Annotated in this window: 17 protein-coding genes and 2 pseudogenes; 6 read left to right on the top strand and 13 right to left on the bottom strand. The window is 60.2% G+C overall.

The genetic code is table 11. The features are described 5' to 3' along the window. Window positions 1–1,158, bottom strand: a complete 1,158-nt coding sequence (locus tag AC3ITY_RS15175) for an efflux RND transporter periplasmic adaptor subunit (protein WP_489310365.1) — start codon at window positions 1,156–1,158, stop codon at window positions 1–3. Between the two features lie 293 nt (window positions 1,159–1,451). Here AC3ITY_RS15175 and AC3ITY_RS15180 point away from each other — a divergent pair, with 293 nt between their 5' ends. Together AC3ITY_RS15180 and AC3ITY_RS15185 are read left to right on the top strand one after the other, a co-directional pair. Continuing rightward, a complete protein-coding gene (locus AC3ITY_RS15180) occupies window positions 1,452–2,153 on the top strand; it encodes a response regulator (protein ID WP_489310367.1) in 702 nt (233 codons plus the stop codon). A 4-nt stretch (window positions 2,154–2,157) separates the two neighbouring features. Beyond that, window positions 2,158–3,459: an ATP-binding protein gene (locus AC3ITY_RS15185; protein WP_489310369.1), complete on the top strand. Its 1,302-nt coding sequence runs from the start codon at window positions 2,158–2,160 to the stop codon at window positions 3,457–3,459. Between the two features lie 22 nt (window positions 3,460–3,481). Here the strand turns inward: AC3ITY_RS15185 and AC3ITY_RS15190 are convergent, their stop codons facing one another. From AC3ITY_RS15190 to AC3ITY_RS15220, 7 genes and pseudogenes are all read right to left on the bottom strand, one after another. After that, on the bottom strand, window positions 3,482–4,243 hold the full coding sequence (locus AC3ITY_RS15190) for an anti-sigma factor (RefSeq protein ID WP_489310371.1): 762 nt from the start codon (window positions 4,241–4,243) through the stop codon (window positions 3,482–3,484). Further along, the gene (locus AC3ITY_RS15195) at window positions 4,243–4,725 is read right to left on the bottom strand and encodes an RNA polymerase sigma factor (RefSeq protein WP_411741647.1); all 483 of its coding nucleotides are present in this window, start codon (window positions 4,723–4,725) and stop codon (window positions 4,243–4,245) included. Before AC3ITY_RS15195 ends, AC3ITY_RS15190 begins: the two co-directional genes overlap by 1 nt. A 66-nt stretch (window positions 4,726–4,791) precedes the next feature. After that, window positions 4,792–5,334, bottom strand: a complete 543-nt coding sequence (locus AC3ITY_RS15200; protein ID WP_489310373.1) for a tetratricopeptide repeat protein — start codon at window positions 5,332–5,334, stop codon at window positions 4,792–4,794. A gap of 316 nt (window positions 5,335–5,650) precedes the next feature. Further along, window positions 5,651–6,603: pseudogene (locus AC3ITY_RS15205) on the bottom strand (D-2-hydroxyacid dehydrogenase family protein). 13 nt (window positions 6,604–6,616) lie between these two features. Beyond that, complete coding sequence (locus tag AC3ITY_RS15210; RefSeq protein ID WP_489310375.1) at window positions 6,617–7,642, bottom strand: alpha/beta fold hydrolase; 1,026 nt, start codon at window positions 7,640–7,642, stop codon at window positions 6,617–6,619. An 85-nt stretch (window positions 7,643–7,727) separates the two neighbouring features. After that, on the bottom strand, window positions 7,728–8,162 hold the full coding sequence (locus tag AC3ITY_RS15215) for a YqaA family protein (protein ID WP_489310377.1): 435 nt from the start codon (window positions 8,160–8,162) through the stop codon (window positions 7,728–7,730). Beyond that, the gene (locus AC3ITY_RS15220; protein WP_150753558.1) at window positions 8,162–8,608 is read right to left on the bottom strand and encodes a DUF411 domain-containing protein; all 447 of its coding nucleotides are present in this window, start codon (window positions 8,606–8,608) and stop codon (window positions 8,162–8,164) included. The genes AC3ITY_RS15215 and AC3ITY_RS15220 overlap by 1 nt, the downstream gene beginning before the upstream one ends. 383 nt (window positions 8,609–8,991) lie before the next feature. Between AC3ITY_RS15220 and AC3ITY_RS15225 the strand changes: the two genes are divergently transcribed. Then, entirely contained in the window at window positions 8,992–9,522 is a 531-nt protein-coding gene (locus AC3ITY_RS15225) for a hypothetical protein (RefSeq protein ID WP_489310379.1), read from the top strand. 47 nt (window positions 9,523–9,569) lie between these two features. Here the strand turns inward: AC3ITY_RS15225 and AC3ITY_RS15230 are convergent, their stop codons facing one another. After that, complete coding sequence (locus tag AC3ITY_RS15230; protein WP_489310381.1) at window positions 9,570–10,565, bottom strand: aldo/keto reductase; 996 nt, start codon at window positions 10,563–10,565, stop codon at window positions 9,570–9,572. A 117-nt stretch (window positions 10,566–10,682) separates the two neighbouring features. Here AC3ITY_RS15230 and AC3ITY_RS15235 point away from each other — a divergent pair, with 117 nt between their 5' ends. Further along, window positions 10,683–11,609, top strand: coding sequence for a LysR family transcriptional regulator (locus AC3ITY_RS15235; RefSeq protein WP_489310383.1), 927 nt, complete (start codon window positions 10,683–10,685; stop codon window positions 11,607–11,609). Window positions 11,610–11,616: 7 nt separating this feature from the next. On the opposite strand, the gene AC3ITY_RS15240 is transcribed toward AC3ITY_RS15235, so the two are convergent. Beyond that, window positions 11,617–11,754, bottom strand: a complete 138-nt coding sequence (locus AC3ITY_RS15240) for a hypothetical protein (RefSeq protein WP_008054152.1) — start codon at window positions 11,752–11,754, stop codon at window positions 11,617–11,619. Window positions 11,755–11,910: 156 nt separating this feature from the next. Between AC3ITY_RS15240 and AC3ITY_RS15245 the strand changes: the two genes are divergently transcribed. Next, window positions 11,911–12,099, top strand: coding sequence for a hypothetical protein (locus tag AC3ITY_RS15245; protein ID WP_007983579.1), 189 nt, complete (start codon window positions 11,911–11,913; stop codon window positions 12,097–12,099). Between the two features lie 8 nt (window positions 12,100–12,107). On the opposite strand, the gene AC3ITY_RS15250 is transcribed toward AC3ITY_RS15245, so the two are convergent. Beyond that, window positions 12,108–12,479 carry a fe2+ zn2+ uptake regulation protein gene (locus AC3ITY_RS15250; protein WP_489310385.1) on the bottom strand — a complete coding sequence of 124 codons (372 nt, stop codon included), beginning with the start codon at window positions 12,477–12,479 and terminating at the stop codon, window positions 12,108–12,110. A gap of 323 nt (window positions 12,480–12,802) precedes the next feature. On the opposite strand from AC3ITY_RS15250, the pseudogene pvdQ reads away from it, so the two are divergent. Then, window positions 12,803–14,660, top strand: a pseudogene (pvdQ, locus tag AC3ITY_RS15255) (bifunctional acylase PvdQ); the annotation flags it as partial. Between the two features lie 57 nt (window positions 14,661–14,717). On the opposite strand, the gene AC3ITY_RS15260 reads toward pvdQ, so the two are convergent. Both AC3ITY_RS15260 and AC3ITY_RS15265 read right to left on the bottom strand, forming a co-directional pair. Continuing rightward, complete coding sequence (locus tag AC3ITY_RS15260) at window positions 14,718–15,719, bottom strand: FecR family protein (protein WP_489310387.1); 1,002 nt, start codon at window positions 15,717–15,719, stop codon at window positions 14,718–14,720. Between the two features lie 214 nt (window positions 15,720–15,933). Next, complete coding sequence (locus AC3ITY_RS15265) at window positions 15,934–20,766, bottom strand: dermonecrotic toxin domain-containing protein (protein WP_489310389.1); 4,833 nt, start codon at window positions 20,764–20,766, stop codon at window positions 15,934–15,936. Window positions 20,767–20,803 lie beyond the last annotated feature (37 nt).

The following is a 20,803-nucleotide window of genomic DNA, read 5'->3' on the forward strand; positions in this document are numbered from 1 at the left end:
TTACTGACCAGTCGCCTGGGCAAGTGGAAGAGGGGTGTCGTCGATCTGCACTTTCTCGCCGGGGCGGGCGTGCTGCAGGCCCTCGATGACGATGCGGTCGCCTGCTTTCAGGCCGCTGGTGACGATCCAGCGATCGTTCTGCACGGCGCCCAGCTCGACCGGTTGCTGCCCGACCCGCTGTTCGGCGTCGAGCAGCAGCACCTGGGCGATGCCGGCGCTGTCTCGTTGGATGGCCCGTTGCGGCACGCTGATACCCTGTTGGTTGACCGCTTGCTCCAGGCGCACGCGCACGAAACTGCCGGGCAGCAAGTCGAGGTCGGGGTTGGGGAACTCGCTGCGCAGGATGATCTGGCCAGTGCCCGGGTCGACGGTGATGTCGCTGAACAGCATTTTGCCCGGCAGCGGGTAGAGGCTGCCGTCATCCTGAATCAGCGTGGCCTTGGCCTGGTCCTGGCCGACCTGCTGCAACTGACCGGAACGGAAGGCGCGGCGCAGTTCGTTGAGTTCGCGGGTCGACTGGGTCAGGTCGGCGTGAATCGGGTTCAGTTGCTGAATCAGTGCCAGCGGCGTGGTTTCGTTCTGCCCGACCAGCGCGCCTTCGGTGACCAGCGCGCGACCGATACGCCCGGAAATCGGCGCGGTGACGGTGGCGTAACCGAGGTTCAGCCGGGCGCGTTCCACCGCAGCCTTGTTGCCAGCGACGTCGGCGGCGGTCTGCCGTGCGTTGGCCCGGGCGTTGTCGTAGTCCTGGCCGCTGATGGCCTTGTCGTCGATCAACCGGGCGTAGCGTTGCTCCTGCAATCTGGCCTGGAACGCATTGGCTTCGGCCTTGCGCAACGCCGCTTCGGCGCTGTCCAGGTCAGCCTTGAACGGCGCAGGGTCGATGCGGAACAATACATCGCCCTGTTTCACGTCACTGCCTTCGCGGAAGGTGCGCTGCAAGACCACGCCAGCCACGCGGGCACGCACTTCGGCCATGCGCGGTGCGGCAATCCGCCCGCTCAGTTCGCTGCTGATGCTCAGTGGCCGCGCTTCGATGGTCTCGATGCGAACCGTGGCCAGCGGCGCCTGTTCCTCGGCGTTCGAGGACTTGTCACACGCGCCCAGTGTCAACGCCAGTGCAATCAGGCTGAGCCTGGCAAGCAGATTCTTCGACATGTAATACCCCAATAAAGACCCCCAGCATCCTACTGGGCGACGGCGAGGGTAGCGGTGAAGCTTTGTTGGTGCTGTGTGAAATTGTGTAAGGGTTTTACTCAGGTGTGCGTGAGGGCGTATATCCTTCAGTCCTTGAATTTTATTGCGCCCGACAGATCGCTTTCGCGGGCAAGTCCGCTCCCACAGTGATCGGTGGTGTTCATATCATTTGTGTTCACCTCAAATCCCTGTGGGAGCGGGCTTGCCCGCGAAGAGGCCGGATCAGACGCCACAGCTCTTTCTGGAAACACCCAATGCCCAACATCCTCCTGGTCGAAGACGACACCGCCCTCGCCGAACTGATTGCCAGCTACCTGGAACGCAACGGTTATTCCGTCAGCGTGATCGGTCGCGGTGACCATGTGCGCGAACGTGCGCGGCTCAATCCGCCGGACCTGGTGATCCTCGACCTGATGCTGCCGGGACTCGACGGCTTGCAAGTCTGTCGCCTGTTGCGCGCCGATTCTGCGACCTTGCCGATCCTGATGCTCACTGCCCGCGACGACAGCCACGACCAGGTCCTGGGCCTGGAAATGGGTGCCGACGACTACGTCACCAAACCCTGCGAGCCGCGGGTGCTGCTGGCCCGGGTGCGGACCTTGCTCCGCCGCAGCAGCCTCAGCGAGCCGCAGGCCGCCAACGACCGCATTCTGATGGGCAACCTGTGCATCGACTTGTCCGAACGCACCGTGACCTGGCGCGAGCAATTGGTGGAGCTGTCCAGCGGTGAGTACAACCTGCTGGTGGTGCTGGCCCGGCATGCCGGCGAAGTGTTGAGCCGCGACCAGATCCTGCAACGCCTGCGCGGCATCGAATTCAACGGCACCGACCGTTCGGTGGACGTGGCGATTTCCAAGCTGCGGCGCAAATTCGACGACCACGCCGGCGAGGCGCGCAAGATCAAGACCGTGTGGGGCAAGGGTTACCTGTTCAGTCGATCCGAGTGGGAATGCTGAGCCGATGTTCAGAATCCTCTTTCGTTTGTACCTGGTGACCATCGTCTCGTTCAGCGCCGCGATTTACCTGGTGCCGGATCTGGTGGTCAAGGTGTTCCACGAGCGCTTTGTCACCTACAACCTCGATTATTCCCGCGGGCTGCAAACGCTGATCGTCAAACAGTTTCACGCGGCACCGGCCGAACAGTGGCCGGCCCTGGCCGCTGAAATGGACAAGGACTTCAATCCACTGCACATCGTGCTCAGTGACAATGACGACAGCAGCCTGACACCTGATGAGCAGCAGCGCTTGCGCCGCGGCGAGAACGTCGTGCGCGTGGGCGACTGGGGCTGGCGCACGCTGGCGGTTGCGCCGCTGAATGAGCGCACCGTGGTGCAAATGGTCGTGCCACCGGACCCGCTGGACGTCAACCTGTTGTACTGGAGCATCAACGTCCTGATCGGCGCGACCATGCTCGCGTGCCTGTTGCTGTGGCTGCGCCCGCACTGGCGTGATCTGGAACGCCTCAAGGGCGCGGCCGAACGCTTTGGCAAGGGCCACCTGGGCGAGCGCACGCAAATCTCCCCGAGCTCCAACATCGGCAGCCTGGCCGGTGTGTTCGACACCATGGCCGGCGACATCGAGAACCTGCTCAACCAGCAGCGGGACTTGCTCAATGCGGTGTCCCACGAGTTGCGCACGCCGCTGACGCGCCTGGATTTCGGCTTGGCGCTGGCCCTGTCCGACGACTTGCCGGCGGCCAGCCGCGAGCGCCTGCAAAGCCTGGTGGCGCACATTCGTGAACTCGATGAATTGGTACTGGAACTGCTGTCCTACAGTCGCCTGCAAAACCCGGCGCGGCTACCGGAGCAGGTCGAAGTGTCGCTGGATGAATTCATCGACAGCATTCTCGGCAGCGTCGACGAGGAAATGGAGTCCCCGGAAATCGTCATCGACGTGCTGCTCCACGGCCAGTTCGAACGCTTCAGCCTGGACCCGCGCCTGACCGCCCGCGCCTTGCAAAACCTGCTGCGCAACGCCATGCGCTACTGCGAGAAGCGTATTCAGATCGGTGTGCAGGTCTATGCCGGCGGCTGTGAAATCTGGGTCGACGATGACGGCATCGGCATTCCGGATGACGAGCGCGAGCGGATCTTCGAACCCTTCTACCGCCTCGACCGCAGTCGCGACCGCGCCACGGGTGGTTTCGGCCTGGGTCTGGCGATCAGCCGCCGCGCGCTGGAGGCCCAGGGCGGCACGCTGACGGTGGAAGCCTCGCCGCTGGGCGGGGCGCGCTTTCGCTTATGGTTGCCGGCTTCGGCTTGACTGGCGCTCGGGATAGCGCTGCTCAGGCACTCAGTCGACTGCGCAACAACTTGGCCATCTCTTCCAGATCTGCCATCGGCTGATGCCCGATCAGCATCCAGGCGTGTTCCATGTCAGCCCAATACACGATGTTCAGCTCGCGCCGCTGTTCCCGGGCGATTTGGCGGCTGCCGTTGTTGGAGCGGGTGACGCACAGCGCCATGGGGCCGTGCGCCGGATCGAGGTAGGTGATCTGGGCGATGGGCGCACCGTCGTACTCGAGGATTTGCGCACGCTTGAACTCGGCACGGGGCAGGCTCAGTTTTGCCGGCGCGAGATCGAGGCCCAAGCGCGCATCGATGGTTCGCAGTTGTGCCCGTTGGGCGGCTTCATCGGCGGGTAAATGATCCAGGGTTTCTGGCACGTAGAGCGCCATGTAATCGGCCACCAGGCCGCGCCAGTTGTGTGTCTGCTGACTTGCTTGCCAGCCGAGGAACAAACGGTCCGTCAGCACGCCGCCGGCCAAAAGCCCGGCCGCGGCGGCCAGGAACCAGCGTCGACTGAGCCCGGGGCGGGCGGGTGAAGGCAGCGTGGCGAGCATGGCTTGCAGGCGATCCACCGGCGCCTGCCGGGCCAGTTCATCGTAGGCGTCCTTGAACGGCAGGCTGCTGCGATCCAGCCATTGCAGGCGCAGGCCGAGCATCGGGTCGGCGATGATGGCCGCGTCGATGCGCGAGCGCTGCTCGGTATCGAGTTGGTTGTCGAGGTAAGCCACCAGTTGTTCGTCCGAGGGTATCGCGTTCATCAATGTTCTCCTCGGTTAGGGTTGGGCACCGTGTGCAACGGTGGATATTCGGCCAGTTTCGCCCGAGCGGTGGCCAGGCGACTCATGACCGTGCCGATGGGCACTTGCAACACTTCAGCGACTTCTCGGTAGGACAAGCCTTCGACATAGGCGAGAAACACCGTTTCGCGTTGGGTCTCGGGCAACGCATCGACGCGACGGATGACCTGCGCCGCCAACACGTGGGTCTGGGCCACGGATTCACCATCGAACGACAAGGCCTGATCGGCATCCACCCAGCCCTGACCCTGGCGCACCCGTTGGGCGCGGACTTCGTTGAGCCAGATCGAATGCAGAATGCTCAGCAGCCAGCGGTCCATGCGCGTTCCCGGCATGAATTGCCCGGCCCGTTCCAGCGCTCGCACGCAAGTGGCCTGCACCAGGTCATCGGCGACATGCCGTTGCCGGGACAGCAGCAGGCCGTAGCGCCATAAACGCGCCAGATGCTGGTTCAGTTCCGTTCGTATTGCCTGATCGCTGGCGATGGCGACCTCCGTCCGCTCGGGTTGTCAGGTTTTCGATGAACCGTTGATGGCTTCGGCCAGGTCCTGGTACTCCTCGCACTGGGTGCTGCCACAGATGGATTTGATCTGCTGCAGTTGCTCCTGCGCAAGATCCAGCCGGCCTTTGACCACATAGGCTTCGCCGAGGTATTCGCGGACCTGTGCGTACTGCGGGTCGAGTTTCACCGATTGCAGGTAATAGCCGATGCCTTCGTCGGTACGTCCCAGTTTACGCGTGGCGTAACCGCGATAGTTCAACGCTTTTGCCGTGTTTGGCTGTTTCAGCGTGTCGAGCAGGGCCAGGGCTTCTTCATAACGCCCGGCCTTGGCCAGTTGATAGGCATAGTTGGTGCGGTCTTCGTCCGGCACCAGGTTGCTGGTCTGCCTGACGCACCGATGCGATCTGGTATCCAGCACCTGACCTTTCGGGCAGCTGGGCCTGGTGGGCATGTCGTCACCGCCGCCACCACCGTTGGCCAGGGCGAGGGAGCCGGACAACGCAGCGGTCAGCAACAACGGGGTCATCAGAACAGCAAAACGAATATTCATGGGCGTTGCTCCATAGGTTCATGGGTTTCGGATCAGGTCGCGCCCTGCCAGATGCAGCGCATGGTTGAGACAGCCAACGGCTTGAACAATTGAAGGGGCCTGCTGCCCCGGCAACCTCATGTTCAGGGTTGATGTCTTGAGAACACCGCAGCATGAACAATTATTCATTACGTTCTGGCGGTGTTTTCAAGGAAAGCTCATATCGGGGCGCAGGCATGGTTTTGTGCCTTACACAGTGTGTGCGCTGACGATCCCACATAGGATTTTCGTCGAACACAACATGGGCGGCGGTCCGACGAAGCATGATGACGCGGTATCAACCCAGCAGACGAATCGGAGCACCCGTCGACCAGGCCTGTATGTCCTCGATCATTTGCGAGAAAAACAGCTGGTAGTTCTGTTGGCTCACGTACCGACATGAGGTGTTGCCAGCACATTGTCCAGGGTCCGGAACGGATGGTGGGCGGGCAGCGGTTCCTGCTCGAAGACGTCCAGGGCGGCACCGGCCAGCCGTTGTTTCTGCAGCGCCTTGATCAGCGCCGCTTCATCGACAATGGGGCCGCGAGCGGTGTTCACCAGCAATGCCGTGGGTTTCATCCAGCCAAGGGCTTGCGCGTCCACCAGACCGCGACTGCGCTCGCTGAGCACCAGGTGCACCGACAGCACGTCGGCCTGTTCGAACAGTTCCTGTTTTCCGACATAGGTCACACCGACCTGCGCCGCACGCTCGGCCGTGAGGTTTTCACTCCAGGCGATGACGCGCATGCCGAACACCTGACCGAACTGCGCGACTCGCTGGCCGATGCTGCCAAGACCCAGGATGGCCAGCGTCTTGCCATGCAAGTCGCCGCCCAGGCCTTGTTGCCACTGGCCGGCACGCAGGGCATTGGCTTCGACCACCAGGTTGCGGGTTGCGGCCATGATCAGCGCCCAGGTCAGTTCCGGTGCGGCGTGTTTGTAGCTGTCGGTACCGCTGACCTGAATGCCCAGCGCGGCAGCGGCTTTCAGGTCCAGGGCGGCGTTGCGCATGCCGCCGGTCACCAGCAGTTTGAGTTTCGGCAGGCGCCGCAGCAGGTCTTCATCGAACCGGGTGCGTTCGCGCATCACGCAGATCACCTCGAACCCGGCCAGGCGCTCGGCCAAGGCTGGGGTATCGGAGGGGTAGTCATGGAGAAAACTCACCTGGCCGACGCTGTCCAGTGCCGACCAGTCCACCACATCCCGGGCCACATCCTGCCAATCATCAATCACTGCAATCTGCACAGGCATCAGCCTTTCCTCTTCAACGCACGGGGTTGGTCTTGTTCAACCAGGCGAGCAGGGCCTGGTGGAATTGTGCCGGTTCTTCCATCTGTGGCGCGTGGCCCATGCCCGGGAATTCGACCAGCGTGGACTGGGGAATCAGCCTGGCCACTTGTTTGCCGAGGACGTCGTAGTGCCCGATCTTCGCCTTGACCTCGGGCGGGGCGATGTCACTGCCGATGGCGGTGGTGTCGGACGTACCGATCAACAGCAGGGTTGGCATCTTCAGGTTCTGGAATTCGTAGTACACCGGTTGGGTGAAGATCATGTCGTAGATCAGCGCCGAGTTCCACGCGACTTGCGTATGTCCCGGGCCTTTGTTCAGGCCGGCGAGCATGTCGACCCAGCGATCGAATTCCGGTTTCCAGCGGCCGCCGTAATAGGTGCTGCGTTCATAGTTGCGGATACCGTCGGCGCTGAGTTTGAGTTCGCGTTCGTACCATTGGTCAACCGTGCGGTAAGGCACGCCGAGGGCTTTCCAGTCTTCCAGGCCGATGGGGTTGACCAGCGCCAGTTGCTCGACCTGTTCGGGGTATTGCAAGGCATAGCGAGTGGCGAGCATGCCGCCGGTGGAATGCCCCAGCAGGGTGGCTTTCTGGATGCCCAGGGCCTTGAGCAATTGCTGGGTGTTCGTCGCCAGTTGCTGGAAGCTGTACTGATAGTGCGCCGGTTTGCTGGAGGTGCAGAAGCCGATCTGGTCCGGGGCGATGACCCGATAGCCGGCGTCGCTGAGGGCTTTGATCGAGCTGTCCCAGGTGGCGCCGCAGAAATTCTTGCCGTGCATAAGCACCACGCTGCGACCATTGGCCTTGCCGTGGGCAGCGACGTCCATGTAACCCATTTGCAGGGATTGGCCCTGGGATTCAAAGGCGAAGTGCTTGAGGGTGTAGGGGTAGTCGAAACCTTGCAACTCAGGGCCGTATTCCGCTCCTTCGGCGTGGGCGATGACGGGCAGGGCGGTGGTCAACAGCAGACCGGGTAACCAGCGGGAGAAGGGACGCGACATGGGAGAGCTCCATGGAAAATCCGCCGATGCTGGATCGGCTCGATTAGGGCGGCATTAAACACAGGCAACCGCCGCCCTTGATGGTTCAACCCATCCAGCCCAAAGTCGCCACGGCCAGCACGCCGTAACGGGCGCCTTTGGCCAGGGTGACGATCAGCAGGAAGCGCCCCAGCGGCTCGCGCATGACCCCGGCGACCAGCGTCAGCGGATCGCCGATCACCGGCAGCCAACTGAGCAGCAATGACCAATGGCCGTAGCGTTGGTAATGAAACCGGGCTTTCTCCAGGTGCCGGGGGCTCACCGGAAACCAGCGTCGGTCGCCGAACCGCTCGATCCCGCGCCCCAGCCACCAGTTAAGCAGCGACCCCAGAACGTTGCCGAACGTTGCCACCGCCAGCAGCGCCCAGAGCCAGTACCGATCGCTGAGCAGCAATCCGACCAGCACCGCTTCGGATTGCAACGGCAGCAGCGTGGCGGCACCGAATGCCGCGAAAAACAGCCCGAGGTACGCGCCGGACATCAATGGGCGGGGTAGTCCGCAACCACCACGTCAGTGCCGTCCTTTTTCAGGCCTATGACCTGATAGGCATCGCTCATGCCGTCCATTTCCATGCCAGGCGAACCCATGGGCATGCCGGGGGCAGCGACGCCCAACAGATCGTCGCGCTTGCTCAAGGCCAGGACCTGGTCGGCCGGGACATGACCTTCGACGAATTTGCCGTTGATCAACGCGGTGTGGCACGACGCCAGGCGCGGCGGCACGCCGTGCTGTTGCTTGAACTCACTCATGTTGGCTTCGACGTGGTCTTCGACCTTGAAGCCATTGGCCTCCAGATGAGTGATCCATTTTTTGCAGCAGCCACAGTTGGCGTCGCGATGAACCTCGATCGGAATGAGGTCGGCGGCCTGGGCCAGGGAGGACATGAACAGGGCGCTCAGGGCGATCAGACGCAGAGGGTTTCGCATGGGATTCGTCTCGGCTAATGGGCAAAAAAACGCATTCTGACCATTTTTTTTGATCAGGCATTCAAGGAGTGTTTCGAATTACTACAAAGATCCGTTGTTCGATTGTAGAAGATCAATGCTGTCAGGCAGATGAAGGGCACATTACAAAATCGTAAGGTTGAAATGCGAGGGTAAATGTCGGTGTTGATGGAAGCCAACTAGTCGCCATGTAAGAAAAGTCTGAAAGACCATTCATTGAAGTGTCGAGACTCAATAAACAAGAAGTTTTACAATGTGTATCTTAATTGTATGAGAATTGTTAAAGCTCTTAATTAAAGTTTGGTGGCGTCAGTGCTCAGGCCGATACTTCTGGCCACCTAACTTGGTAAAGCAAGGAGTTTTCAATGACTATCGGATATACCGGCGCCTGGACCGCGAAAGCGGGCCTGCTGGTTCGAGATACCGCCAGCAGATCAAAGCCTGTTCCCCAGAGCGTCAAGGTCAGGCAGATGCTTGACCTGGTGGGCAACAATCCAGTTGAGCTGGATACAGTCAAGATGGACAAGATGAAATTGCGCAAGCAGATGAAGGGTTTTGATCCTACTGATATTTCAGTCAAATCCATGGGCAGTCTCAGTGTCTTTTTGAAAGAGCGTGGCCTGATCAGTGATGTGACGGCGGTCACGCTGAGCAATGCCGGTGACAAGTTCGACCGGTTTGGCATCAAGGACCCTGACGCGAAGTTCAATGCGCTGGAATATTTCGCCACGCAACTGGAGAACATCCAGAATAACAATCTGAAGGGTAACAAGTACGCCAACTACCTGGTTCCCGAGTTCAAAAAAGCGATCTACGTGCTGCAAAACCTGGAAACTTACGGCAAGAACAACGGCCCCATGGTGAGGCCAGGCAGTATTCTCTCGGAAGAGGCTTGACGCCATGTTGCCCGGCCCGCCCGGTTCATTGAGCGGGCCGGCGGCCCTTACCGGTCGAGCAGTTTCATGACTTCTTCCGGATAACGCAGGCCTGCGGTGGCATTCGCCGGAAATATCGCTTCCAGCGCGTGCAGTTCTTCGGCGTTCAGCGTCACCTCCAGAGCGGCCACGTTTTCTTCCAGATATTTGCGTTGCTTGGTGCCCGGAATCGGAATCAGGTAGTCGCCCTGGGCCAGCACCCACGCCAGCGCCAGTTGGCCCGCCGTCACGCCTTTTTCTGCCGCCAGCGCTTGTACCTGTTGTACCAGCAGCAGGTTTTTCGCGAAGTTTTCGCCCTGGAAGCGCGGGCTGAAACGGCGATAATCGTCTGCCGCGAAATCATCCGGGCTTTTCAATGCGCCGGTCAGAAACCCTCGGCCCAACGGGCTATAAGGCACAAAGGCGACGCCCAGGCGTTGGCAGGCTGCCAGGCAACCGTTTTCTTCCTGATCGCGACTCCACAACGAATACTCACTTTGCAACGCACTGATCGGATGAACCTTGTGCGCCCGTTCCAGGGTCGCCGCCGAGGCCTCGCTCAATCCCAGATAACGCACCTTGCCGGCACTGACCAGTTCAGCCATGGCGCCGACGGTTTCTTCGATGGCCACCTGCGGGTCGATTCGGTGCTGGTAATACAGGTCGAGGGTGTCCACGCCCAAGCGTTTCAAGCTGCCGTCGATGGACTGGCGAATGTATTCCGGGCGACCGTTGACGCCACGGGCGGTGGGGTTGGCCGGGTCGCGGACGATCCCGAACTTGCTGGCCAGGAACACTTGATCGCGCTTGCCGGCAATGGCTTTGCCGATCAGTTCTTCATTGGTGTGCGGGCCGTACATGTCGGCGGTATCGAGCAGGTTGACGCCCAGTTCCAGCGCGCGGTGCAGGGTGGCCGTGGCTTCGCGGGTGTCGGTGCCGGTGGTGTAGAAGTCGGTCATGCCCATGCAGCCCAGGCCGATGGCCGAAACCGGCGGACCGTTTTTTCCCAATTGACGTGCGTGCATGAAATCAGCTCCCTGTTAGGTGAGCCGGCATTGTTCACCTCGACAGAAACAAGATAAACCGGCTAAAACGGCTATCACTATTCGTTAAATCTAAATAATCAGCCGGTGGAGCCAGCAATGGACCGTTTCAACGCCATGCGCGTCTTTACCCGAATCGTCGAGTTGGGTGGCTTTGCCAGGGCTGCCGACAGCCTGCAATTGCCCCGGGCCTCGGTAACCATTCTGATCAAGCAGCTGGAGGCGCATCTGGGAGTGCAACTGCTGCAACGCACCACGCGGCAGATCAGTCTGACGCTCGACGGTGCGGCCTATTACCCGCGTTGTGTGCGCTTGCTGGCGGATCTGGAAGAGACCGAAGCGGTGTTCAGTGCTGCACGGCACAATCCCAAGGGGTTGTTGCGCGTAGACATGCCGGCGGGAGTGGGGCGCCTGGTGGTGATTCCGGCGCTGCCGCAATTCACCGCCCGCTATCCGTTGATCGAACTGGAAATCGGTCTGAACGACCGGCCGGTGGACCTGATACGCGAAGGCGTCGATTGTGTGTTGCGTGGAGGCTCGCCGCTGGACGATTCGCTGGTGGCGCGGCCGCTGGTGATGATGGATCAGGTGACCTGTGCCAGCCCCGACTACCTGCAGCGACATGCAGCGCCCCATACCCTGGATGACCTGTGCGGGCACCAGATGGTCGAGTATGTCGCCAGCAACAGTGGCAAACGCTATGGGCTGGAGTTTGTCGTGGATGGCCAGGTGCGGTCGGTCGACCTGCCCAAGCAGGTGGCGGTCAACAGTGCCGATGGCTATCTGGCGGCGTGCGAGGCGGGATATGGCCTGGTGCAGACGCCGTATTATCACGTGGCGCGGCAACTGGAGGAGGGACGTTTGTGTGAAGTGCTGAAGGAAGTGCCGCCACCGGGCATGCCGATGACGGCGCTTTATCCGCCGCACCGCCAGTTATCCCGGCGGGTGCGTGTGTTTGTCGATTGGCTGGTGGAACTGTGTGCCCAGCCGGGCAATGACTTTTACCGCAAGGATTCAGGGCATTGAGTAATGGTTAACGATGCTGGTAGTAACCTGGTCCGCCATGGTTGTCATAGTGATCGTGGTGCCAGCCCCCGTGGGGGAAAACAATGCAACCGCTCAGGGTCAGGATGGCAAGCAGGGGAATCAGCAGTGTGATTCGACGCAACATTTGAAAGTCCTCATGGTTATCGCCGCAATGAAGCTAAAACTCTTCATCGGCTGTAACATGAGACCCCGCTTGTAGCGGCTTATCCCCGAAACCGGGTAAGCGCTTGGCATGCGAGTCGATACAAACCGGATACATTTTCAGATTCAGGAACCCGCAATGACTCAGTCGCAACGTTTGAAATACTCGATTCTGATCTCCCTGGTGGTGCTGGGGATCATGTTTGGCCTTTCCTGGTTGCAGAACACCGGCGTCATCAGCGAAAAAATGTTCCAGTACATCGCCATCGGTGTGGCAGTGATCGTGGTGGTCGTCAATGGCGTGATGCGCCGCAAGGTCAAGCCCTGATCATTCGATCATCGGTTGCGCAGAATGGCAGCAGACTGGGGATGCAGGCTGTAGCTTTTGTCGGGGTTGAGGACAATCACGCCTTCGCTGCACAAGCGCTTTAGCACTTCACGCACGCTGAGAAAGGACAGGGGAACATCCAGGTCCAGCAATTGGCTGTGCACGCCGCGCACGCCAAGGCTGCGGTCGCTTTCGGCGGCCGTCAGCAGGGCGTCGATGACTTTCAGGCGGATCAGACTGGTTCGAAGGCCAAAGCTTTTGAGCAGGATCCTGATCCGCTCGTTGCGGTGGCGATCGGTACGCGGCTCGAATGCGCTGACTCCCATGGAAGTACCCTTTGGCGCATTGCTACCGTCCGTTGGCAGTTGCGAGTTGTACATTGCAAAAACTCCTTTTCAGAGCCTGATCAGGAAAAAGTGGGCGCTCTTACAGGACTAGACGTATGAGCAGCCCGAATCATGAAGGCTCAAATGTAGAAAATTTGTCGCCATCGCGTGATCAACCTGTCAGTCCATGGGCCGTTGCGCAGTAAATCCCTAAATTTTTGTGGTGAGCTTCGTCCCTACAGGGAGACACGGCGTGCGTGGATATGCGCACCTGTGGCCATCGTTTTTTCGATCAGGAGCGAGCGTGATTATTTCCAGCCAGTTAACCAGGTTGAGCCTGGCGGGTGTGACTCTGGGGTTGAGCCTGGGGCTGAGCCTTGCGGCGGACCCGGCGCCTGTTGGTCGAAGGTGGCGTCGGCCAGTTTGCCGAAGCCCTGGCCGGTGCCACGCCACCCCAGGCCGTGGCCCAGACGTCGAGTGCACAGGCCGCGTTCCAGGTGGCCGCCACGCGGATGCAGCGCTTTGCCCTGGACCGGGGCAGCAACGCTGTCGCGGTGGGCAGCGAGCGTTGCTTCAACGGACGCGGCATGTTGCTGGCCAATCCGCACTTTCCGTGGGTGGGTGGCATGCGTTTTTATCAGATGCACCTGACCATTCCCGGCAAACTGGACGTGATGGGCGCGGCGTTGCCCGGCCTGCCGCTGATCAACATCGGCTTCAATCAACATCTGGCCTGGACCCACACCGTGGATTCGTCCAGGCATTTCACGCTGTATCGCCTGCAACTCGATCCCAAGGATTCGACCCGTTACCTGCTCGACGGCCAGTCCTTGCCGATGGACAGGCAGACCGTGACCGTCAACGTCAGGCAGGCAGGCGGACGGGCAGGTCCAGGCGATTTCACATGTGGTCTACAGCTCGAAATTCGCTCCGATCGTGCAATGGCCTGGAAAACTGGATTGGGATCGTCAGTACGCCTTCAGCCTGCGCGACGCCAATCTGGATAACGACCGCGTTCTGCAGCAGTGGTACGCGATGAACCGCGCGGAAAACCTCAAGGATTTCCAGGCCTCGGTGCACAGGATCCAGGGTATACCGTGGGTCAACACGCTGGCGGCGGACGATCAGGGGCAGACGCTGTACATGAACCTCTCGGTGGTGCCCAACGTCAGCGTCGACAAGCTGGCGCAATGCAGCGATCCGCGAGTGGGCTTGCAGATGATCATTCTCGACGGTTCCAACAGCGCCTGTGCCTGGGACATCGACCCGCAGGCGCCCCAACAGGGTATCTATGCAGCGGACAAGTTGCCGCAATTGCTGCGCAAGGATTTTGTCCAGCACGCCAACGACTCGGCAAGGATGACCAACCCGGCGCAACCGCTGACCGGTTACTCGCCATTGATCAGTCAGGACAGCCAGCCATTGGGGCTGCGCTCACGCTTTGCCCTGGACCGTTTGACTACACTGACCAAGGCCGGCAAGGTCGGGGCCGCGGACTTGCAACGCATGGTCATGGACGATCAGGTTTATCAGGCGGATCAAGTGATGCCGGACCTGCTGCAATTCTGCGTGGCGGATCTCGGTGCCGATGCAAAAACGCTCACGCCAATGTGCGCCAGCCTCAAGGCCTGGGACCGCAACGCCAACCTGAGCAGCGGTCTGGGCTTTGTGCACTTCCAGAATGTCATGGAGGCGCTGGAGCCAGTGCCGGACGTATGGCGTGTGGCACTCGATCCGCAGAATCCGCAACATACGCCGCGGGGACTGGCAGTCGATCACCCGGAGGTGGCGAAGGCGCTACGGGCAGCGATGCTGGCTTCGGCTGAACAGGTCAAGGCGGCAGGCCTCAAGCCGGACAGCCGTTGGGGCGATATCCAGGTGGTCAGCAGCGGCGGACAACAGACGCCGATCCACGGCGGGCCGGGGACGCTGGGGGTATACAACGCCATCCAGAGCGTGCCGCGCAGCGATGGCAAGCGCGAAGTGGTCAGCGGCACGAGTTACCTGCAAGTGGTGACCTTTGACGAAAACGGACCGCAGGCCAACGGGCTGCTGGCGTTCTCGTTGCCCAGCGACCCGGCCTCGAAGTATTCACGGGACCAGACGCAGGCTTTTGCCAGGAAGCAATGGAGCGTGCTGCCCTTCACCGAGCAACAGATCCTGTCCGACCCGGACTATCAGGTGCAGACGATTCGTCAGCAGGATGCAAAGGCTGCCAAGGTGGCCGAGCAATAAGGAAGTGGCGTTTTGCATGAACGCTGAAGGCCGCACCCCGCAAGGGTGGCGGCCTTTTCAGCTTTTCGGGGATGTTTGCGGAATCGCGTTGACCACCAGATTGCCGTTCTGGTTGCGGGTCAGGTAGACCGGCAGGACCCGCGGCAAGGACTTCACCAGGCCGTTGATCTCTTTGATGTTGTAGATGCCGCCGATATGGATCGAGCCGGTGCTGTTGTCAGCCACCATCAACGGTTTGTCCAGGTAGCGATTGATCAATGGCAGCGCATCGCTCAGGGCCAGATCGTCGAGCACCAGCTTGCCCTGGCGCCAGGCCAGCGAACTGTCATTGTCATAGGTCTGGCTGATACGGGGGATGAAGTCGCCGTGGCGATAACTGGCCTGCATCGCCGGGCCAAGACGCAAACCGTCGCCTTGCAGGTTGGCGTTGCTGCTGACCAGTACCGAACCCTCGACCAGATTGACCTTGACCTGGTCTTCATACATCCAGACGTTGAATTGGGTCCCGGTCACGCGAATCCGGCCTTCGGCGGCCTTGACCACGAAAGGGTGACGGGTGTCATGGCTGACACTGAAGAAGGCTTCGCCTTTTTTCAGCGTGACTTGCCGCTGATCCTTGTAGTTGCTGTAGGTTAGCTCGCTGCCCAGGTTCAGTTCCACCTGGCTGCCGTCCTTCAAGGTGACCGTTCGGACATTGTCGGTCGCTTCGAAATTCTGGTACGCGTTCGGTACCCAGCCCAGGTGCCAGCCACCATAACCGGCCAAAGGCAGTGCCAGGGCACACACCGCCGCTGCAATAGCCAGGCGGCGCCACGGGTTTACGGGTTGGGTGCGAACCAGCGGCACCACAGGTTCGGCACGGGGCAAGTCGCCGGCGACATCCCAGATCTCCAGCATCGCTTCGTACTCGAAGGCATGGAGCGGATGCGCATCACGCCATTGCTCGAACGCGTGGCGCTCTTGCTCGGTACAGTCATTGGCGTGCAGACGCATGCACCAATGCGCAGCGGCATCGGTGATGGCATCGTATTCGGCTTCTGAGAGCGTGTGGTCGGTCATTGGCCCATCCTGATTTTCTGCATTCTAACCTTGGGGGAAGTTTGCGAGAACATCAGTCATGGCATTTAACCATCAATGGGTAGTTTTTTTCAGCGCCTCGCCTCTGGAGCACCTGCTGTCGGGTAGCAGTATCCATAGGGGGCGTGAAAAAAAGATCAAAACTAGCACCATTGTGGCGCGCAGATCCGGGGATCTGCGCGTTATTACGTCGGGATCAGGTTTCAGAGGTCGAAGCGACGGGCACCGGGTCCAGTTGTCGGCCCATTTCGCAGATCAGAAAGGCGATCGAGTCGGCATTGTGCAAAATGACGTCGGTTCGGAATTTCGAATCCTGCACGTTTAAAAAAGCTTCCCGTGCCTTATCCATGGTCTTGCTCCCCGTCAGCCGCAGGACGGTCTTGCCGATGTGATAAGAACCCGGTATCGAATCCAGGCTGATCCACGTTCGCAGCCCGCTGTTCCAGCGTGCGAACAATTCTTCCTTGGGCGTTTCCATCGACAAGGCTACTCGCTGGAAATCCAGTTGGGACTGTTTCATGGCTGCGCCATAGGCGGTGATCGGCGATATCAGATCGCTGAACGGCCGCCTGGCCTCAAGGTATGCAATGTCCACGGCCCCGGAAAACAAATGGGCGAATTCGTGTATCAACGTGGCGGCCTGGCTATGGCTGTCGACATTGAAGGGTTGTGACAGACAGGATTTGTACCAGTCGAGTTGTTGATCGAAGAATCTTTCGGTGAAATGCACATTGCGCTGTTGATCCTTGTCCAGGACAAACGCAACGAGGTTGTCCTTCGGATTCCGGTTTGAACCCACGATAAAGCGTTGCGAGTTCATCCAGTCATCATCGGGGTCGACCAGCGCATTGCAGATGGGGACGATGGCCTGCTTGATTTTGTCGATCAGCCCTTTGTCGACCTGATCAACACCAAAGAAGCTTTTGAGGAACGTATCCAGTCGTGTGCCCGGGAGAAGTTTGCGCAGTTGCACCAGGTTGTGCAGGCTGTTGAACGCGTAATAGCGAGCCATGTCGATGGCCTGCACGATCATGTGGGCTTTTTCGGGATGTTTTGCGCGGATTTCTTCCATCCCCCGGGCCTCGATGTTCAGCACCTCCTGGGCGGCATGGGCATAGGCAAACTGGTTGTGCATTTTCGAGACGGCTTTGCCGAAGTGGACGGTATGGGTGTCCGGATCGATCACCAGTTGCTTGTCGGATGCCGCCTGTAACACGGGGCCTTCTTCTTCCCCTTTGATTATTTTCCAGACCGCCCCGATCTTGTTCACGCCGTACACCTTGCCGGCAATGGCGGCGAAGGTTTTCTGGCTGCCCGCTTCGAGATAGGTGCCGTCCGTGCGGCTCTTCGTCAGGTCCTTGAGCTCGACCGTGGTTTCGAACGGCTGCAGCTGCGTGCGCAACGGGGCAGTCGACCGGACCTGCGACCAGGGTTGCGCGATCACGGGGGTGACAACCGGAGGAGCAGCGGCTTCGCCGGTTGCTTGGGCGCTTTCGGCCCATCCTTCAAGGGACAACCGACCCAATGACAGGATTTGTGCCGCGCCGGCAATAAAGTCGCGCAATGCGCTTGTCCAGTGATGGTCCTGCAGGGCTTCGGCTGAGTTCAGGGCGTCCTTGTAGGCCTTCCAAAGAAACTGCACATACGCGAGCTTGCCCGGCAGCAGGCCTGAAACGCGCTCTATGCCGGAGGCGATCAGGTGTTTGACGGCCTCCCAGTCAGACTGAGCGGTAGCGTTTGCCTGGCTGCCGAGCATCTTCACCAGCAGTTGGGTGTTGTCATGGAACAATTGGGTGAGCAGGTTGCCGTCGATGGGGTTGGACGCAAGGGTGATTTCGCTCGACTGGCCGGCGGTGGACTTGAACAGGTTGCGAAACACCGTTTGCTGACTGTCCGGCAGGCGACGTATCAACATGTCCTGCAATGGCCCCGGTGTGTTGAACGCCGAGACAACGCTGGCCTCATTGTCGAACTCTACGAACGGTGAACCACCGGGGTGGTAAGGGGCATAGAGGATTTGCGGGCCTGTCTTGCCTTCGCCGGGACCCATCAGGTACAGGCCCAGCGCTTTGACGGCGGTGGCACCGGTTGTCTTGATCAGTTCCAATGGTCGGGCAATGGCGTGAGCACCTCCTACGGTCGCCCGGGCGATGGCGTCCGGCATGTCCAGCACTTGCCGAAGCAAATCGAAGGCGCTATCGGACAGTCGCTGCTGCAACTTGAGTTCGTGGGCGTGTTGCAGCAACTGCCAGGGCAGTTGTTTGACGAAGCGCAACAACCGGCTTTCGGCGTCGGCCGCTTGTTTCGTCAAGCTGTCCGAGACCTGTCTGGCGTAGTTTCGCGCAATGTCCAATGACAGCAGCAGTTGGCGGATAGCCGCCTGGTCCAGCCCCTCGGGCAAGGCTTGGGTGGTTGCCGAGCTGATTTTGAACCCGGTGCCTTGCGCAATGTTGACGTGGTGCAAGGCGAACTCGGTGAGGCTCCGGGCGGGGCCGACCAAGGCCAGGTTCGGGGTGATTTCAATATTGTCAGGGTCCAGCGCTGTTGCGGGGAAGCGGCTGGCGAGCAACGATTTCAGTGTTTCATGCACATACGACTTGAGAGGTTTTATTGCGTGTAAATAGTCTTTGTCCTCATCAACGCTGTTGCGGTACTGCTCCAGCAGTTCAAGGTGCAGTCGCTGCTCTTGCAGCGGAGCCATTCCCAGCCAGGCGGGCAGGGACTGCTGCTGGCTGATCGCCCGGGCAATCGACGTGGCTCTTCGCAGGTTGGTGTCGAGCACCGTTGTGGTCAGGTCTTCAAGGGCTTTTTTCTGCTTAGTGTCGCTAAGGTCGAACGTGCGTACGTGTTCGCAGCGAGCCAGAAAGTGCTCGATGGTCGATTGCGCGACCCGTTCCAATACAGACCCTTCTATCAGCCGTAAAGGACCGAGTGAGTAGCGTTGGTGAAAGGCGCGCTGGGCCGGGGTGAGGTTTTCCAGCAACGCCAGGCGTTGTTGCGGTTCGAGCAGGCGACGGTTCAGTTCCAGCCTTGCATGAGTGATGGTGTCAAAGACTTCCAGGCCCTCGGCGGGTGTCCACAGGATCGTTCGGCCGGAATGTGAGGGATCGAGTCCGCCACGCTCGGTCAACAGCAGACAATGGGCCAACGGCAGGACATCCTCCTGGCCAGAGCGCTCCAGCGTCAACGAGTAGGCATCGGGGCGAAAGCCCTTGAGTGACAGGCGGTTTTTCCGGTCGGGCAGGTCCGGGTTGAAGACCGTTTCGACAATGGCCCGATCCGCATCCCGCAGTGTCGCGCCGAGTACCCGCAGGCTGGCCTCGCCACGCAGGCCAACGGAAAGTGCATGGGCCAGGCGGGGTTTGATGTTTTGCAGATAGTCCTGTTGCAAGGCCAGAGTAGCAAACGGTTGTGCTGCAAAGTCTGTGTTGATCAGTGTTTCTATGTCGCTGAAGGTCTTGACGAAAGCGGCCGCCGTATCGGCCAGTACCATAGAGGGATGCTGATTGCCGGATAACACCGGGCGCGTGCTCCAGCGTCCGTAGGTAGCCAGCGTCAGCAGTCGCTCGCTGATCATCGAGCGGATATCCAGCGCCTTGTCGAACAGGGCGTGGATGTCCACGCTGCCGTCACTGTGACGGAACACCTGCAGGGCATATTCGATGTTCTGCCGTTGCTTGCTGATGATCCCGTCGAAGAGCCTGGGGAAGATCGCGCCGGAAATCACTTCCCCGGTCACATTCGGCCGGTCAAAACCAATGAAACGCTGGCGCTCCTCCAGGCTCAGCAGGCCATAGAGCTCATCCTCGTGACCGGCCGCGCTGAACTTGCTCAGCACCGTATCGCGCAAGTCCTGATAGTCCTCGAGCACCTGCAGGCCTGCGGTGGGCGTGTAGAGAAACGCATTGCCGGCGCTGATCATCAGTGAGCCGGCCAACTCCACATAATTGGCCTGGTACTCCCACAGGCGCACGGTTTCGACCGTCATAGCTTCGTTCGTCCGGCTGGCCGTCGAGATCAACGTGTGCAAATCCTGGCTTTGCTCCGGGGTGATGATCCCGGATTCGCGCTTGAGCAGCAGTTGCACTCGGGCCTGATCGGCAATGGCCTGGCTGAAGAACTGGCGACGTGATGCGCCATCGGCGCTCGCCGCATCCCAGAAACTTTCGAGCTGCCCGACCAGCAGGCTGATCAGTTGGCGCGAGATCGTCGTGACGCCTGCCTCCCAGAGTGGCTGGTCGGCTTTTGCCGGGGACTTTTTCGGATGGGAAAACTCAGGGGAAGACCCGGACGGCCAACGCTGATGGCGATAGTGCAGGAGGACGGCCTCACTCAGGGACAGGGAGTTGACCCAGCGTCGCGCCGGATGGCTTTCGTCAGCGTTCTCTGGCGTTGTTGCCTGGTAGAAGTTCACTTGGGTCCGGCCCTGATCCAGACCGGGGAAAGCCGCTGCCAGCTGTTCATTGAGCAATGCGTCGAGCAGCGATGTCAGGGACGGCAGTGCTTTCAATTCGTCGAGCAGGGCCTGGTCGTTGAGTTGCTGATGGGTGGAGAGGGTGTTGCGCTGGTCTTCGAACACGTCGCCGTCAATGGTTTGAAAGTTCAGCTCAATGTCGGCGGCGTCCACCACGGCCTTGCGTTGAGACAGCGCCATGAAGGCCAGCAGGTCATCGTCTTCGCTGGCCGCCTTGAGTTGCGTCACCAGTTGTTCGGTCAGGTCCGTACGGCTGGAGAACTTTTTTATTCCGGTGTACGGGGTGTAGAGAATCAAGCCGTTGTCATCGGGTGTCGCGGTCAGCAAAAAACTGCCGGCGAGAACCACGGCTTCCCGGTCCGGGATTTTCAGCAGGATTTTCTTCGCCAGCATGGGCGGCGTCTGCCCATCGCGCAGTGCCTGGCTGGCCAGTTCGATATGGCTGAACCATTCGAAGTCCCTTTGCGTCAGCCCGTGGGTTTTGCCAAGTTCACGCCAGCTGCCGCGCAACGTCAGCGCCTCGGGGAAAAACAGCGGAGTTACTGGTGTAGACATCGTCGAGTCTCGTTCAAGGTGCCGCTCAAAGGCGCCT

This window comes from Pseudomonas sp. GL_091 (assembly GCF_057837725.1).